Origin of the sequence: Legionella quinlivanii, assembly GCF_900461555.1 — a bacterium.
Taxonomy (GTDB): domain Bacteria; phylum Pseudomonadota; class Gammaproteobacteria; order Legionellales; family Legionellaceae; genus Legionella_C; species Legionella_C quinlivanii.
Genome location: NZ_UGOX01000002.1, coordinates 56,553 through 73,801, shown reverse-complemented (window position 1 = coordinate 73,801; position 17,249 = coordinate 56,553). Strand labels below are relative to the sequence as shown.

Here is a 17,249-nt window from a genome sequence, read left to right as displayed (position 1 = left end):
CAAGGAGGCATGCGAGATGAAGCTGATTAGCAAGTTGATGAAGAAAAATAAAAATGGGAATCAAAACCATAGCGCCAAAATGGAGCAGCTTCGTAATGCCTTAGCGTTTCTGTTTATCGGGGGTTGTTGTTATGGATTCTATATTTACTCGTCAAAACCGGCACCGATGTCTCAATCGAATAACCAACCGGTTTTCGATGGGGTTTTAGACAGTGCATTTAGTAAGTTAAGTGATGAAGCGGTGCTTGAAAAGCAACAGCGCCAGATTGATGCGCTAAAAGCCCTGGTTGAAAAAAACAAAAAAAAGGAAGCCAAACAATCGGAAAGCGACGATTCTGAGAGTCAGGCATTGCTTAGTGAGATGAAAAAACAATTAGAACGACTTGAGCTCGAAAATAAAGAAATGAATGCCAAACTACAGGTCGCCTTGCTCAAAAACTCGCAAACGCATTTAGCAATGGGAACTGCAAGACCGCCAACCCGCGAGGAAATGGCTGCCCGTCAAAAGCAGCGCATTCAAGCTGAAAAAACGTTTTATTCCAAAGCAGGCCTTGAAACAGTGAATTTCAATTACCGCCGTCAATCCAAGGAAGAACGAACGCCAGACAATTATGTTTGGGCGGGCACGCATGTAGAGGGGTTCATGCTTAGTGGTGCCAAAGGGGATGCAGGGATTAATGGCTCTAAAAATATGGGGACAGCCCTTATCAGGCTCGATTCCGATGGAATAATGCCGAACAATCGCCATTCGCGCCTCAATGGTTGCCTGGCGATTGTCTCAACCTATGGCGATTTATCCGATGATGCAGTGGTGATGCATCTTGAAACCTTATCCTGTGCAAAACCCAATTTAAGTTTTGAGCAGAAGGTCTATGGTTCTGTTTATGATTTGGATGCCATGCAGGATTTGCGCGGAACCTCCATTTTGAAAACCAAACCGCTTTTGGAGTACAGTGCAGCTGCAGGAATGATCGCGGGATTTGGTGATGGACTAAAAAATCTCAACACCGCACAAACCATCAATCCAGGGGCAGGCACCATAACCACTTACGGCCAGGCGTCGACCCTTGCCCAATCTGCTGCAGGCGGGGCGGTGAGTAATCCCGCAAATAAAATATCCGATTACATCATGAAAATCGCTGATATCTATCACCCCTTAGTCGTCGCGCGAGCGGGAAGGCGCGTTTCCGTAATGTTTACCAAAGGATTTTGGATTGATAGGGCGCATCAGTCGTTTGAATCCGGTCAATCGGGTAACAACCAATCCGCGCAAAATGAGGCAGCGATTACGACCACTATCAGCCGGGCAGGGCAAGAGACTGCTCCCAGTGACAGCATTGAGCCCCTTGTTGCGCAGTCCACACCTCAATCGGACTCAAACGCGGCAGAGCAATTCTTAAATCAGAATGGGCTTACTAATCAACCTTTCTTTTCATCTGTGAACCCTAAGGGAGATAGCCATGGTTAAACCATTCTTGGTCTTGTTGAGTGTTTTTTCTGTAATAGGAAGTACGGGATGTTCGCACTCGATTTTCGATCATCAAGACGTTCGCTGCCCTTTTGTTGAGCGTGGAGGTTGTCAAAGCATGGAGCAGGTCAACCGTATGGTGGATGCCAGACGATTTACTCCGGATGGGCAATACGTTCAACAAGAACAATGCAGGGGCTGCTACTTCTCAAGTAAGCCGATGATGAACCAATTATTTTAGGAAAAGCTATGCTCGGAGCGCTTAAACAATACTTCCAGGATTTTAAGGATTCAGTCAATGACTATTTGGTTGCTGGAGAGGAATCTATTTCTCGGCAAAATACCTTACACGCAAGCGACCATCGGTACCCTTTGTTTTGTGAGGAACTTCCCTATCAGTATTATGACGAAGACTCACACCTATTCATTAATCGCTGGAATACTGGGCTATTGTACCGCATTACCCCTTTAACCGGTGCAAATGAGAAGATTGCGGAGCAGCTGGATTCAATCTTAAGAACCAAAGTGTCTGATGAATATTGCCTTCAACTTATTTTGGTAAAGCACAATCAAGTGGGGCATGAATTGGATGCATTCCTAAATCAATTCATCTCCCGGGATTTTAAAAATTTAAACCTGCTCGGCCGATCCCTTCGTTCATTTTATGGCGAAGCGGCCGTTCATGGGTTTAAGTCCAACACCAATGTGAATCCAAGACTTACGCAAACAGAGTGCTATATCGTTATCGATAAAATGAATGGCAAACAGGAGGAAGAGACGAAGGCGCAATTTGCACAATTTCGTGTCGCATTTGAAGCGGCATTGATGTCTGCCAAAATTGGTTTCAGAGCATGCCATGCCGTGGACTTATTGCGCTTACTCCATTTCTACCTGGCGAACGAACCCGATACACTGTATCCCAAATCATCCGCCTATGATCCCAGCCGATTCATTAAATACCAGGCGGTGGGGCATGATTTCGATGTGGAAATCACCAAGGAAGGGCTCCTCATTAGTGGAGTTAATCATCAAGGTAAAGCCTTTGAGACCGTGGCATCGGTTATGACCATTGATGAATTACCGCGTCAGTATCATCTTTGGGATAACATCAATAATACTAATAATGTGTTCCATCCAGAGCAGAGTATTCCTTGTAATCACATCATTTCAGTCACCTATCTGATTGAAGAGCAAACCAAAGCACAGGGACGAGCCAATCGAAAAACCGGCGATTTAGATAAAAAAGCCAAGGGGGATTATGCGCTTCATGTAGCGGGTACCGAAAAAAAAGCCCGCGAATGGCGTCATTTTCGGGATGATTTGGCAGCAGGAAAAACACGCTCTTGTAGGATGCTGTACAACCTTGTTTTATTCTCAAGACCGTCAGAGCAGGCTCGTGATCTGGAGGCTGCCCGGGTTTGCTTTTCTTACAATGGCATTAAGCTCGCTTTAAGCCGTCGGATGCAACCCCCGTATTTTTTAGCATCGATGCCCTTTTTATTCACCAATCATCTGCAAAAAGGGTTCCAGCTGCCCACCATGATGTGGCCAATTTCCTCATGGAATGCGACGCAATACATGCCTGTTCTTTCAGATTGGGCGGGGACTGGAAAAGGGATGTTATTGCCCACACTTCGCAACCAATTCGCCTGCATCGATCCTTTTTCAGGAAAATTAGGAACGAATTACAACATTGCCATTACCGGTACTTCAGGTGGCGGTAAAAGTTTTTTTATTCAAATGTTAATGCTTAATATTCTTTTTAATGGAGGCGACCTGTTTATCGTGGATGTTGGCGGAAGTTACAAAAAACTTTGCCATGCCTTGGGTGGTGTCTATCTTGAGTATGCCAATCTTTCGATGAACCCATTCACCCATGTAACTAACATCGGAAAAGAAATAAAGCATATTCTTTCTTTGTTTCAATTATTGGCTTGCTCAAAAGATGGCGCGAGCGATGATGACCGGGGCACCTTGCGAGAGGCCATTCTTCAGGCCTTCTTTGAACATGGCCAGGCCACCACTATTGATACCGTCCAAAGCCAATTGTTGGAGTTATACCAGCGCGATCGGGAGAAATTCCCCACCGGAAAAATTCTGGCAAAAAACTTAGATCCCTTCTGCACGTATTCAGAGCATGGTACGGTGTTTAATGCTCCTTCAAAACTATCACCCGAAGCACGCATTATCGTAGTGGATTTAAAAGAAATTGAAGATGATGAAACCATTCGCGCACCTGTCCTGCTGTCTATCTTATCCCAATTCCAGAATCGCATGTTTAATTCCGATCGCAGCCGCCAAAAAATGTGCGTCATTGATGAAGCCTGGTCTTTGTTCTCAGGCGATCAAGTGGCGGTTAATTTCATCAATCGAGGGTTTCGTACGGGACGAAGGCATAATGCCTCTTTTGTCACCATCACGCAGGGGATTGATGATTATTATTCTTTTCCAGAGGCACGGGCTGCCTGGGAAAACTCGTCATTAAAACTCGTTTTTCTTCAGGACGCTGATTCGTTAACCAAACATCAAAATGCGCATAACACCTTTTCCGATTATGAACTGACATTATTGAGGTCATTCCCTAAAGCCAAAGATGCGGGTTTTTCGCAAGTGTTGGTACGTGCCGACGGTATTTCATCCTTTCATCGCTTATTCGTTGATCCCTTTACCCGGGTTTTATTGTCTTCAGATGGACACGACTACCAAAAGGTTATGAATTATGTCGCAGAGGGGTTCTCATACGTAGAGGCCAGTTTGATGGTGGCCAGTGAACATTATGGGTTATCCAGGGATTTACTAGTCGGGGAGGGGCTTGTCGATGCGGTTTAATTCTAAATATCTCCTGGCCGTTTTAACGGGTGCCGTACTCTCTGGTGTTTTGACATGGAGCCATCCGAAAGGAGCGCCCATTGCTATTGTCGATATGCAACGTGTTTTGAATCAGCCAGCCGTTTTGTTAAGTCAAAGCCATTTATCTGAAAAAGAGCAGAAGACCGTATTAAGTCATTATTCGTCTTTATTGCCACAGGTGCTTTCAGAATTTGGCGAGTCACGTCACGTGACCTTAATTGCCGCCACGGTTATCGCCAGCGGGTCGCTGGATGTCACAGATGAAGTGATTGCAATCGCTTTGGAGAAACTCAAAGGATCATGAAAAAACGAGCCGGTTTTGCTTTGTCATTATTTATAAGTGTGGTGTCTGTGCACGCTCAAAATCTGGGAAATTATGGAGAGGTGTTCCCCATTATTGAGGAGGATATCCGTGAAGTGATTATGAATAAGCTTCATCGAATGGAGCGTTCTGGCGAATTAAAAGAGCACCAGGAACAATTGATTTCACGTGTTGAAGCCCATGTCAGGCGGCCTAATCCGCTTCATCTATCGACTACAAAGTCTCCCAGAGTATATGAAATAGATCCAAGTATCAACGTTAATCAAACGCTTTATACCCCTGATGGCGTGTTAATCGCTAAAGCAGGTACTCGTTTGAATCCCTTTGAACGCACTTCCTTTTCAAAGACGTTGCTTTTCTTCAACGCCGATGATCCCAAACAAATGGCATGGGTTCACACGCATTACAAACAATATGACTTTGTAAAATTTATTTTAACGGGAGGGGACGTCAGGGAAACGTCGAACTTGCTGGGTTCAATTTATTTTGATTTGGAAGGGCGATTGAGCAGTTATTTTCATCTCCAACATGTGCCTTCCATCGTAAGGCAAAAGGGAGTTGTTTGGAGCATTCAGGAAATCAGCTGCGAATAATTAAATGGAAAGGAAAAGAACCATGAGAACAATGACATTCAAACAGGGCATAAAAAGGACTTTATCCATAAGTCTCTATGGGATTTATCATGCCTTCATTGCGTTAATATTGACCATATTGTTATCTGAACATCCGACGGCGTTTCTTCAAGCCTTAAGTGAACATCAATTCCCTTCTGTTTTAGCGATCAGTGGATGTGTGATTGGCATTTATTTCTCAATGTCTTCGTGTCTCTCCTTGACTGGAAGAGCCATGAGCAATCCAGACCGAGCAACTAATTGGGGTTGGGTTGGTTTTTATATCGCCATTTTAATTCAGATGATTTGGATCCTGCTTCCTGCATTCTTGGTGCAACATGCCGAAGGGCTTAGATCCATTAATCCTTTTCTGCTCCTTGTAAGCGTTTCGTTTTGCTTAAGTATCGCAATGAGTAGCCGTAGGAGGCTGTACATTATTGGGGGTTGGATATGATAAGTCGACTCATTTTAAGGTGCCTTTTACTCGTCTTATTCGGCACTCATAGCGCATTATATGCTTCCCAGTGCAAAGGGCATTTTGTGAATCCCATTACCGATGTGTGTTGGAACTGTTTATTCCCACTGACGATTGGGAGTAGTGACGTCGTTAAAAGCAGTTATCCCGATACAAAAAACCCAGGAACCCCCTTGTGTTTATGCCCCACGCCCATTGGCGAGCGCTTAGGCGTAACCATTGGCTATTGGGAGCCGACTGCATTAGTGGATGTTACTCGTAAGCCCTGGTGCATGGTTAATTTGGGAGTACAGCTGAAAGTCACCAAGAAAGGGTTAGGTGGTTCGCAATTCCCGGAAACCGATGGCCGTGGGGCGTTTTATTATGTGCATTGGTACAAATATCCCCTAGTCTATTGGCTGCAGGTGTTAACTTCGCTTGGCTGTATGGAGACAGAGGATTTTGACATTTTGTATCCTTCCGAATTAGATCCGACCTGGAATGACTCAGAACTCGCCTTCATCATTAATCCTGAGGCGGTATTATTTACGTCCCCTCCTGTAAGAGCCTCTTGTGCTTTTGATGCCACGAAAGCGCTGGGTGGTACAGCGGTTAATAGCCTGTTTTGGTGTCAGGGTGCGCAAGGCTCGACCTATCCATTAACCGGTTTTGTTGCCCATCAATCCAGTCCGATTAGTGCAGCTGTATTATTGGCAGAGCGGGTTGATTTCAAACTCCATCGGCCGCCAACACCAGCCATTCGCGATTCAATTGGCAAAGATTGGCCTGCAATCTGCCATACCTATGCATCCAGCATTATGCCCAAAAACCGCTATCGATATCAGTTAGTCAACACCTTGCCTGAAGCGCATCGTTGCCATCCGTTTGGGCAATCGGTGGTGGGCTGGGAAGCGGGGCACACCTATCCCGGGGATGGCGACAATTTCGGGTTCTTAATTTGGAAAAAAAGAAACTGCTGTTTTCTTTAATGATGAGGAAGATCATGAATTATTTTGGGATTTTGTTAATGAGCTCATTAATGATCACAACAGGCCATGCCAATGTGAATGATCACCTAAACGAGGCATTAGAAACCAGCGAACAGCAGCAGAGCACTATCCCTAAAGAGGTGTTGATGCAGCTAAATCAATCCTCTAATCAGTCGTATGATGCGAATCGAACGCTGATTGAGAACATTATTCAAAGCACGCAAAAGCAAACGGCACACGTACGAACAGGTCAAACCGTTGATGGAGCGGTATTATTCGTTTCCTTTTCAATGCCAGACGCATTGCTGTTTGCACTGGCCGATGAAGCAGCCTCTTATAAAATTCCAGTGGTGATTAATGGACTCATCGAGGGGGATTTCAAAAAAACGATCACAGCTTTTTCTAAACTCAATGCCAAGGCCAAACAACAAAAACTGGCCTTTAATGGGGTATCGGTCGATCCCTTATGGTTTGAGCAGTTTCATATTACGGCCGTCCCCGCACTGGTCGTCAGTAAAAGACCTGTTTCATGCGGCCAGCAGTTGCTTTGCAAAGAACAGCCTTTTGATGTGGTTTATGGCAATGCATCCATTAAAAACAGTTTACAGCTCATTGCGGATAAAGGAGAAACCGCAGCCAAGGTTGCACAACTGATATTGGAGAAAGGCCATGTTTAAGTGGTTTTTCCTTACCGTTTGGTGCTCCTTTGCCTGTTTTGCAAACCAAACCGGGTCTGACTTTGATGCCTTGAAAAATTATGCCAAATCCTTAAGTGCACAGCCTAAAGAGTCAATGAATGGTTTTGAGCCGCGCTCTCTTTTTGATAACTATTCAGAACATCCTGAGCAGGAAAGCTACTACCAGGGAATTCAAACAGAAAAAACGGATTTGTCTAGTAGTGCCCAAGCCGCCATTCAAAATGACCAGGGGGCACGGACGGTCATTGATAATTTTGGGAAGAATCAGTTTGAATTGAATCTTTCCAGTTCTGTCTTAGCGCAATCCCAGCTCATTCAAGATGAAAGTTATGCCATTGTGCATGGGATCTCAAACGATAGGGTTCAGTGCAATAACCAAGCACCGGTTTGCGAAATGAAAACCCATGAAGAGCAGTGCTTTAGTTCGCGGTTATTACCTGATCAAACCTGTAGTCAAACACTAAACGTCGTCGTGGATTCTGAAAAAGTAGTACAGCGCGCTGATTTTTCGTTTGTGGTGGCGAAGAAATGGACTGGAGTGATTACGGTTAATTTATTCACCGGGGTAGTCACCAACGCGGCTTCAAGCATGGTTCCTTATCCTATCCGCATGCAACATCCTTGTGATCAACTGCAAGCCAGTGTCCATGCAATCCAAAACAATGGCGATAATGCCTATTGGGTCCAGATTATAGGGTACCCAAGCTGCGCCAATAACGGGGTGATTAGCTTTTTTATCAATAAGGAGTGGGGAAGATCCTATCCTATCCAAGTGGCTTTAACGGTTAATGCCAACTCAAAGCCTTATATTAGCCAGGAAAACTGGCTAAGCAATTGCACGCCATTTGAAAAGCAAGGCGGGCTTTGCCGGCTAAAAAAAGAACGCTGTACGGACTCCCAGTCCCCGAAAACCATTGAAGGCTTGCCTGTATCGCGTGATTGCTGGGCGCGTGAGTTAGTCTACTCGTGTTCAAGCGCTACGGCAGATGAATGCGCACTGCAGAAAAATAAAGGATGTCTTCAAGTTGGTTCTGAGTGCAGTCGCTATGAGAACAATTACTGTGCGCTTTATAAACAAACCTATAGCTGCCAGGAAAATGTCTGCCAATCGCCTGTGGAGTGTGTCAAAGACTTATTCTGCGCCGATGGCGAGTGTGTTGAACACATCGAAACTCAAAATGCGGAGTTTGGGCAAAGTGTTTCTGCCCTGGCAGTGGTTGGTGAGGCAGGACGCGAGTTAAGTCAACAGCCGACTATGTCGCTTTTTAGCGGCAAAGCGGTTCAGTGCAAAATATGGCCAGTTGATATCATTGACTGCTGCCATGATAAAGGATGGGGAAAAGCAATTGATTTGACCCATTGCCGTGAGGAAGACAAGGCATTGGGCAAAGCCAAATTAAATTATGTGGCTCATTATCTGGGTGAGTATTGCAGTGAAGAAGTCGCAGGGGTTTGTTTAGAGAAAAAGCGCTCTTACTGTGTTTTTCCCAGTAAAATGGCGCGAATCATCCAGGAAGCTCGCTTGACGCAAGTCAATCCACAGGGTTTAGGGAGTGCAGAGGAGCCGACCTGTGCCGGGTTGAGTATCGTTGAACTTCAACACATGAATTTAAATGAGGTTGATTTTGTTACGCCAATCTATCCGTACGGACAGGGTACGCCTAACCGGGAAGCAGGGATTGCAGGGGATTTAAAAATAACTACGCCCAATCCACAAAAGACCCTTGATGAAGTAACAAAGCGAATTCAAAAAAAGGCAAGTGAATTATGAGCCGTCTGCTTTGGTGTGTCGCCTTCTGTTTTAGCTTCAATGGACTTCATGCAGAGATGGTGCAGGAACTGCCAAAAGGATTTCATTGGTATACTGCAGAGCCCGTTAAAAAGCCAGCCCCCAAGACACCGCCAGCGCCTGCGGTGGTTAAATCACCCTATGAGCGCCTAATGGCGATGCGCCAGGAAACACTGAATAAATTAGCACAAGCCTTGTTAGAACCTTCTTTCAATGCCACGCATGATTATATGAAAGCCCAGATGGCGTATTCAAAAAATAACCAGCAGTTTGTGCGCTATTGGCAACAAGTGTTGTTAATGCATCCAGAGCTGGACAGCAGCTTAAATTTCCCCACTGATAACACCGCCATCGCAGTTCGTAATGATGCGCAGAAATTACTAATCAACAAAGTGATCCATGAAAGCAGTGCCCGTTATGGCTTTCTTTTATTTTATCGAGGCACTAGCTCTATTTCCCAAAAATTCGTAATGCATTTACTGCCTTTCATTAAGGAATATGGGTTTTCAATGATTTCAGTATCGACCGATGGCCAATTAATAGAGGGGCTTCCTAATCCCAAATCAATACCTCTTGAGGTGATCCAAAAACAAATGGCGATTGAAGCGAAATACATGCCCGCGCTTTATTTTGTGGATTTAAAAAGCAATCGGATGTCGCCGGTATCTTATGGTTTTTTATCACTGGATGAAATTAAAGAGCGGATTTTTGATGTGATGACCCAGTTTAAACGATTGAGCTATGAAGGGGTGAGTGAATGAAAAAAGGCATTTGGGTTGTCCTCTTGTCCATTCTGACAATGCCTGTTTTTGCGAATGTGGCCTTAGATGAGCTACACGCGCTATTAAATAAAAAACAGGCTCAGTACGAATTGGATAGCAATAGGGAAAAAAGGCTCGATGAGCTTCGGGAAGCCTATTATTTTATCTTTATTTATCGCTCGACTTGCCCGCATTGCCATCAATTTGCCCCCATTCTTAAGGATTTTACCGCTTATTTTAACATCCCTGTGGAAGCTTATAGCTTAGATGGTGAGTCGCTTGAAGGATTTGAGACAAACAATCTAACGCCCCAATTATTTCAAAACTTGTATGTATCGGGTGAATACAAGCCCGTGGTTCCTGCCCTCTACCTGGTAAACCGCCCAACCAATCAGGCGTATGCCGTGCTATTTGGTGAAGCACAGCCTGCCCAACTGGCAAAGCGAGTGGATGAACTGCTGACCCATTTGGAGGAGCAATACCATGACTAAACCTTTTACCTTCATGCGATTGGGTTTTGTTAAAAAAAGTTGTGCAGTCGCCTTACTGTTTGGGTCAAGCCAACTATTTGCTAATGCGGAGTCTGATCTCACGCATTTTTTTAATAACCTGGGTTTTGATGCCAACGTGACCGGATCGCATGCCTATCAAACCCAAGCAGCCGGCTTTGCGGCACTAGGTTCCGTGTATGCCCGTAATCAAGTACGAACTATTCGATTAGCGCATGTGGATGTCCCTGGCATGCGTTCTGGTTGCGGGGGAATTGATTTATTTGCTGGTGGATTCTCCTTTATCAAATCCGATCAGATTGTAAAATTCATGCAAAACATTTTATCAGGAGGGGCAGGCTATGCCCTAAATCTCGCGCTAGAAACCGAACTGCCTGAAATAGCGCATGCCATGCAATTTATGCAGAAGCTTGCCAATGAAATCAATGGGACTAATTTTAATTCCTGTGAAATGGGCGAAAATTTAAGTGCGGCCTTATGGCCTAGAAATCGCGCGGCTCAACAGCGTCTTTGTGAAGATTTAGGCCGCCACAAAGGGACTTTTACGGATTGGGCAATGGCTCGTCAACGCTGCTCTACCGGAGGGGAGGCTGAAACCCTGTTACAGGAAGCTAAAAATAACCCAGAGTATAAAGATCGCGTATTAATCAATACCAATGTTGTATGGGATTCACTGCAAATTAATTCCTTCATTGCGGAAGATCCCAAATTAGCAGAAGTGTACATGTCCATTTCAGGAACGATAGTATTTAATAGTAAAGGGGCATTGCTTACTTATCCCTCCTTAGCCACTAATCAAGATTTTATCAAAGCCTTACTGTATGGCGGAAAATTACCGAGTTACCGTTGTACCGATCCCGGCGCTGAGTCGCATTGTCTATCCATTGATGCAACCAGTACGCAAGAAATTAATGTCAAAAAGGCTTTGGTGTCTCAAGTCCAAGAACTTCTGCAAGGGATATATGACCGTATCAAAATGGGGGAAGCATTAACCGATAAACAAAAGGGCTTAATTGAATTAACCCAGCCGGCTGTCTTTAATCTTATATCCGCCAATGCGCAACAAAACACCGGCATTCAGGGCAGCTTTGAATTAGCGCAAAGTGTAGCCACTGACTTACTAGCACAGTATCTCTCTAACTCCCTCGATGTGATTCGCGCCTCGCTCTCTGGCAAAGAAATCGGTGCGCATAATGAAGAGCGCTTGTATAAAAATCTCCAAATCGCCCAACAGTTCGTCACTCGTTTTAACACAGAAAGCCGTGAACGTTTTAATGCCGCATTGCAAACCAATGAATTGATACGCAATAACGTGAAACAAGCGCTAAGTGCCTTAACCCCGACCTTAAGAACCGCCTATTATGGAGACGTGCAATGAGTTTATTAACCATTTATACGCCGCAAAACGGGGAATATTTAAAGACCGTACTCGATGCGATGGTGACCTTATTAGGGACTTCAACCTATCAGACAGCTCAAGATATTGTCAGTATTCTAGCCGTAGGCGTTGTCGGGTTTCAGTATGTTACTGGAAAGAAAATCCAGGCAATTAGTCGCTATGTCCTTTGTACGTTTTTCTTGCTGTTTTGCATTTTAGGGCTCAAAGTCCCCGTCGCTATTGTGGATATGCAAACTGCGGATTCAGCAGGCTCGGCGCTGACTGTAGATAACGTGCCGTTAGGCGTTGGGCTTCCCGCTGCCATCATCAGTGGCATTGGGTATGGGATCACAAAAGTATCTAGTAATGTACTCCATATGCCGGATGATTTGGACTATACCAAAACAGGGATGCTCTTTGGCGCGCGGACTTGGTTGGCTGCCTCCAGTGCTAATTTATCGCTTTCTCCCGAATTGTCCCGTGATTTATCAGCGTACATCAGGCAGTGCATTTTTTCAGCGAAACTGCTAGGAAGCCAACAAATTACGCCTAATGAATTGAAAGGTAGCGCCGATTTAATCCAGCTTTATTTCGCACATCCTTCGCCTATTTATCGTGTTTTATTCCACGATGGTAGTAATTTAAGCTGTATTGAGGCCGCCGAACAATTAAAACCGCAACTGAATGAGGGGGTTGAAAAACAGTTAGTGCACTTGTCGCAAATCATGACGCAAGGCAACCAAGAGAAATTTAGTGATGGACTCGCTGCCGCACACTCTTATTTTATGAATGTATCCAAGGATGCGGCCAATATTTTAACGCAAAATATTTTAATTAATGCCACGCGTGATTCCGCTTTGGATGCCTTTGCTTTTGCAGGCGCCGATGCGGAATTGATGAATTATACCAATACCTCCAGTCTGCAAAAGATGCATGTCGCGGAGGCCAATAGTTTTTGGCTTGCAGGGTATCGATTGCCATATTACATGACCGTGTTTTGGATGCTGACCTTGTGTATTTTTCCTTTAGTGATGCTTTTAGCACTCGTGCCCGCCATGCATGGGGTGTACATGATTTACCTGCAAACCCAAGTTTTTTTATGGTCATGGCCACCAATGTTCATCATCATTCATTTTTTTGTTTCCTTAGCCTCTGCCACCACGCTGACCTTGTTTGGTGCAAAAAACGGCGGGGTTACTTTTTCTACCGTTGATTCAATCGCCAGTATTCAAAGCAGCTTTGCCTATACCGCTGGTGGCTTGGCCATCAGTGTACCCGTTATTGCGCTGTTTATTGCAAAGGGATTACCTAATCTCTTAAGTGCCGCCTCTCAGCATTTAGGGGGAATGGCGCAATCATTATCCACGGGAGAAGCCCAATCCGCTACCCAGGGAAACATTTCAATGGCTTCCTACAGCGGATGGAATATGAATTACGACAATACCCATGCGCATAAATGGGATACCAATTTCCAGCATATGGAGGGTAGAGCCACCGTACAAGCCGCCAATGGGGCGCTCCTTTCGGCTGGAACAGATGGTTCGCGCGTCATTAATGCGCAGCCGGCGATAAGCCAAATGGCAACCCGATTGCATGCATCAGACCGCATCAGCGCATCCTTGCAAGAAAATGCCAGTCAGTCGTTTCATAATGCCGAAACGTATCGTACAACGGCCGATTCGCATTTACAGCAAGCATTCAGTGGATTATCTCAATTTAGTGAAACTGATGGGAATGAAGTGCGTGAGGGAACAGGGATCAATAAAACGCTCAGTAATGCACTCAATCAAGATATTCGTCAAATGCAGGATGCGGTCAATCAGTATAATCAGCATCATGACAAGTCAGGGCAAGTCTCTATCGATGCAGCGGTTGCAGCAAGAATAGATACTCGCCGGGGAATACTCGGGTCTTTCGCACACTGGACGACAGGCCTTTCTGGGGAGGCCAGTGTGAGCGCAAGAGCAGGCACATCCCAATCCAACTCTGTTCAAGCCTTCTTTAACTCCAGTGAAGGCCAATCCTTTTCCAATGCATTAAATCATATGGAAGCGACCGCTAAGACCCATCATCTGGATGCCAATGATTCGTTTAATTTATCTAAATCAGAGCAGATTGCCGCCAATTTATCCCAAGGACAGGCCTTATCGGATATGGCGTCTACTGAATACAGTAAAGGTGAAAACTATCAACACATGGCCAATCAAGTGAAAGAACACTCCTCCAGTATGGACAGGGTATTAGATCAGACATTTCATGATTGGGTGGTTCAGCGTCATGGAGTTCAAGGGGAGCAGTGGCTTTTAGGCGGCGATGCGGCAAGTTTAAGCGCACAACAAAAACTGGCTGATGAATTTATGGGATCGACTCAAGGAAAATCGGCCATCAAAGAGCAAGTGGGACAGTGGGTTAAACCTTCTTCTGCAGAGGTAAGAAGCCAATTTGAAGCACAACGAGATGCCCTGCGTGCGCACCAACAATCAAAGATTAATCAAGCGCATGCCAGCGGTTCATCGGATGTTTTGGACAAATCCCAGGAAAGGCATTTAAGTATGGTGCAAGACAATGCCCTCCAACAGGCGCATGAGTTACGAATGGAGAATAGGGAAGATTTGTCTCAAACCTATCAAAACCAATCGGCAAATACGCAAAAATCAATCCATTCCACACAATCAGGCTTAACGCATCGATACAGCAAGCAAAAGCAAGAGTATGTGGACAATAACCGATATTACAAGGAGGAAAATCATGAATGATCAGAAACAATTTCAAGAGGCGTTAACGCATGATTTAAATGCGTTGTGTAGTGGTCTAATATGCCTGGACACTTTTATAGGTTAAAATATAACCAATAGGAGTGAAAGTAATGAATCAAAGAAAGAGACCGTATTTTAGTTTAGAATTCAAACAGGATGCTGTTCAGTTGGTGCTATCAAAAGGCTATAGCATTCCAGAAGCAGCTACAAGTTTAGGTGTTTCGATTAGTGCCCTAAGGAAATGGGTTAGTATGGAAAAAGGGGCTGAAAAGAAAGGGGCTAGTACCTCAGGCTCTCAGCTGAGCTTAAACGAACGAGAAGAGTTGTTACGCCTCAGAAAAGAAAATAACAAGCTCAGGATGGAGAGAGAAATTTTAAAAAAGGCCGCGGCAGATTCAACCGATCATTGCAACACCTCGTTCAATTTATCTGCTGGAGACAGAAAGTTCAATGTTTTCCTAGGTCTTTCATTTAATTCTTTAGCAATTCGATCCAAATCAAATTGAGAATGAATACCTAGGTCTGTTTTTTTAGGCATATATTGTCTCAATAGACGATTAGTATTTTCGTTGGTTCCTCGTTGCCAAGGCGATTTAGGATCACAAAAATATACCTTTATTTCAGTGTCGATTGTAAATTTTTTATGCTTTGCTAATTCCATTCCACGATCCCAAGTAAGCGATTTTTTTAACTGGTTTGGAAGCTCTATAATTTTATTGGTAATAGCGTGTACAACACTGGCTGTATCGTTACCTGTAAGCTTAACTAACAAAGTGAATCTAGATGTTCGTTCAACTAATGTAGCAACGTAAGATTTATTTGAGCCGCAGATTAAATCCCCTTCCCAGTGACCTGGTACAGTGCGACTATCAATTTCTTTTGGCCTATCATGAATAGATACAGCATCTATAATCCCGCCTCGTGCGTTACCTTTTGTGTTAAATTTCTTGGACTGCCGCATGACTCTCTGTGTCCGCAGATGCGTCAATAGTTCTTTCTTTAGATGACCTCGAGATTGGACATAAAGTGTTTTATAAATAGATTCATGAGAAATATTCATAGCAGTATTATTCGGATAAGTACGCTTAAGATAACCAGATATTTGTTCTGGTGACCACTTGTTTGAAAGCTTATCTGCAATTATATCATTCAACAGTATATTAATTTGGAGCTTGGATTGTTTAGGGCGTTTTGCTCTTATCCATGTTTGTTTATCCGCTAATATGGCTCGATATTTTGAAATTCCTCCATTACGATTTATTTCCCGAGATATAGTCGACGGTGAGCGATTTAATGTCTTTGCAATAGTCCTGATAGATAAATTTGCTGATAAACCACGTGATATTTCCTCCCGTTCATACAAAGTTAATGCTTGTTTTGAGCGAATAGATTTAACAGGCTTTATACCACCGGATTTTTGTAGGAAACAAAAAATTGAACCCGCATGCTTGTTAAGCTGTCTTCCAATTTCACTAAGTGATTTGCCTTGCGACCATAAAGACCAAATTACATCTTGCTGATGTTCTGTAAAACTCCGTTTTGATAAAGCACGCACCATCGTCTCTCCTAAAAAGTTAACTATAACAAATTAGGTGTTGCAATGATCGGTTGAATCTGCCGCGGCTTTCTTTGCTCAAGAACAGAAATAAAATATGAATTTATCAAAGAGCAAGAGAAAGCCTATTCGATTAAACTGTTATGCAAAATGATGCAAGTTAGCCGAAGTGCTTATTATCGCTGGTACTCTAAGGGCCACCATCCTAAACCACAAGACACAATGCTTGAGGTTAAATTGAAAGCACTCTTTGGAGACAGTAAAAATACATATGGTTCCAGACGACTAGCCAAGGAATTAACTGCCCAGGGATTTCCCGTGGGGCGTTACAAAGTTCGTCGGATAATGGAAAAGCTGCGGCTAACTGTACGTTATCCAAAGCGGTTCAAACAAACGACGGATAGTCGACATGGGTTCGAACTGGCCTCTAACCTCTTGAATCGCCAATTTAAGGTGACTGCTCCGAATCAGGCTTGGACCACGGATATTAGTTATGTATGGACTTTGGAGGGCTGGGTATATATTGCAGTCGTCATGGATCTGTATTCACGCCAAATCATCGGTTGGGCAGTCGATGATCATATGCGCACATCTTTGTGCTCCAAAGCTCTGCGGATGGCGTTTTGGCGCAAAAAACCCTCTCCAGGATTACTGCACCACTCAGATCGCGGCAGTCAATATGCGAGTTATGAGTACCAGGAGCTATTGAAATTAATGAAAATGCAGCAGAGTATGAGTCGCAAAGGCAATTGCTGGGATAACTCCCCTACAGAGCGGTTTTTTCGAAGCATCAAATATGAATCCTTGAATTATCATCGATTCGCTACTAAAGCCTGTGCCAAGCTTGCTGTGATTGACTATCTTGCCTTTTATAATGGTAGACGGCTTCATTCAACTTTAGGCTATAAAACACCGTTAGCGTTTGAACAGGAGTTTTATCAGAGAATCGCTTGAAACTGCTCAATCAGGAGCGCTGGACTGCGCGGGATTGAGGAGTCGACAAACCGCGGAAGCGGTGCGTCAGCAGGGATAAATTTTGTTTAGTAAGTTGTTTAAATAAGTGTCCGAATTTACTTGACCATTACATTGGCGACATTGAAGGTCAAAAC

Annotated in this window: 15 protein-coding genes; 14 read left to right on the top strand and 1 reads right to left on the bottom strand. The window is 44.2% G+C overall.

The annotated features are described in order from the left end of the window. The first annotated feature begins 16 nt into the window (after window positions 1-16). From DYH61_RS15335 to DYH61_RS16015, 13 genes are all read left to right on the top strand, one after another. Window positions 17-1,468 carry a TraB/TrbI/VirB10 family type IV secretion system protein gene (locus DYH61_RS15335; RefSeq protein ID WP_058508453.1) on the top strand — a complete coding sequence of 484 codons (1,452 nt, stop codon included), beginning with the start codon at window positions 17-19 and terminating at the stop codon, window positions 1,466-1,468. Window positions 1,469-1,717: 249 nt separating this feature from the next. Beyond that, window positions 1,718-4,297 carry a type IV secretion system protein TraC gene (gene traC / locus DYH61_RS15325; protein WP_058508455.1) on the top strand — a complete coding sequence of 860 codons (2,580 nt, stop codon included), beginning with the start codon at window positions 1,718-1,720 and terminating at the stop codon, window positions 4,295-4,297. After that, window positions 4,287-4,622 (top strand): TrbI F-type domain-containing protein, encoded by a 336-nt coding sequence (locus tag DYH61_RS15320; protein ID WP_058508456.1) that lies wholly within the window; start codon window positions 4,287-4,289, stop codon window positions 4,620-4,622. Before traC ends, DYH61_RS15320 begins: the two co-directional genes overlap by 11 nt. Then, on the top strand, window positions 4,619-5,233 hold the full coding sequence (gene traW / locus DYH61_RS15315) for a type-F conjugative transfer system protein TraW (RefSeq protein WP_058508457.1): 615 nt from the start codon (window positions 4,619-4,621) through the stop codon (window positions 5,231-5,233). Before DYH61_RS15320 ends, traW begins: the two co-directional genes overlap by 4 nt. Before the next feature lie 22 nt (window positions 5,234-5,255). Then, window positions 5,256-5,705 (top strand): hypothetical protein, encoded by a 450-nt coding sequence (locus DYH61_RS15310; protein WP_058508458.1) that lies wholly within the window; start codon window positions 5,256-5,258, stop codon window positions 5,703-5,705. Then, a complete protein-coding gene (gene traU, locus DYH61_RS15305) occupies window positions 5,702-6,694 on the top strand; it encodes a conjugal transfer pilus assembly protein TraU (RefSeq protein WP_058508459.1) in 993 nt (330 codons plus the stop codon). Before DYH61_RS15310 ends, traU begins: the two co-directional genes overlap by 4 nt. A 38-nt stretch (window positions 6,695-6,732) precedes the next feature. Continuing rightward, a complete protein-coding gene (trbC, locus tag DYH61_RS15300) occupies window positions 6,733-7,371 on the top strand; it encodes a type-F conjugative transfer system pilin assembly protein TrbC (protein WP_233011639.1) in 639 nt (212 codons plus the stop codon). Further along, window positions 7,364-9,163 (top strand): type-F conjugative transfer system mating-pair stabilization protein TraN, encoded by a 1,800-nt coding sequence (gene traN, locus DYH61_RS15295; RefSeq protein ID WP_058508461.1) that lies wholly within the window; start codon window positions 7,364-7,366, stop codon window positions 9,161-9,163. The genes trbC and traN overlap by 8 nt, the downstream gene beginning before the upstream one ends. Then, a complete protein-coding gene (gene traF / locus DYH61_RS15290; RefSeq protein WP_058508462.1) occupies window positions 9,160-9,942 on the top strand; it encodes a type-F conjugative transfer system pilin assembly protein TraF in 783 nt (260 codons plus the stop codon). Before traN ends, traF begins: the two co-directional genes overlap by 4 nt. Continuing rightward, window positions 9,939-10,433, top strand: coding sequence for a type-F conjugative transfer system pilin assembly thiol-disulfide isomerase TrbB (gene trbB / locus DYH61_RS15285; RefSeq protein ID WP_058508463.1), 495 nt, complete (start codon window positions 9,939-9,941; stop codon window positions 10,431-10,433). The genes traF and trbB overlap by 4 nt, the downstream gene beginning before the upstream one ends. Further along, window positions 10,426-11,829 (top strand): conjugal transfer protein TraH, encoded by a 1,404-nt coding sequence (locus tag DYH61_RS15280; protein WP_058508464.1) that lies wholly within the window; start codon window positions 10,426-10,428, stop codon window positions 11,827-11,829. Before trbB ends, DYH61_RS15280 begins: the two co-directional genes overlap by 8 nt. Then, the gene (locus tag DYH61_RS15275; protein WP_058508465.1) at window positions 11,826-14,585 is read left to right on the top strand and encodes a conjugal transfer protein TraG N-terminal domain-containing protein; all 2,760 of its coding nucleotides are present in this window, start codon (window positions 11,826-11,828) and stop codon (window positions 14,583-14,585) included. Before DYH61_RS15280 ends, DYH61_RS15275 begins: the two co-directional genes overlap by 4 nt. Before the next feature lie 110 nt (window positions 14,586-14,695). Continuing rightward, window positions 14,696-15,091, top strand: a complete 396-nt coding sequence (locus DYH61_RS16015; RefSeq protein ID WP_115343298.1) for a transposase — start codon at window positions 14,696-14,698, stop codon at window positions 15,089-15,091. Here the strand turns inward: DYH61_RS16015 and DYH61_RS15265 are convergent. Beyond that, window positions 14,989-16,143 carry an IS30 family transposase gene (locus tag DYH61_RS15265; RefSeq protein ID WP_058508500.1) on the bottom strand — a complete coding sequence of 385 codons (1,155 nt, stop codon included), beginning with the start codon at window positions 16,141-16,143 and terminating at the stop codon, window positions 14,989-14,991. The two genes, DYH61_RS16015 and DYH61_RS15265, sit on opposite strands and share 103 nt — an antisense overlap. Before the next feature lie 54 nt (window positions 16,144-16,197). Between DYH61_RS15265 and DYH61_RS15260 the strand changes: the two genes are divergently transcribed. After that, window positions 16,198-17,094, top strand: a complete 897-nt coding sequence (locus DYH61_RS15260; RefSeq protein ID WP_115343297.1) for an IS3 family transposase — start codon at window positions 16,198-16,200, stop codon at window positions 17,092-17,094. The last annotated feature ends 155 nt before the right edge of the window (window positions 17,095-17,249 follow it).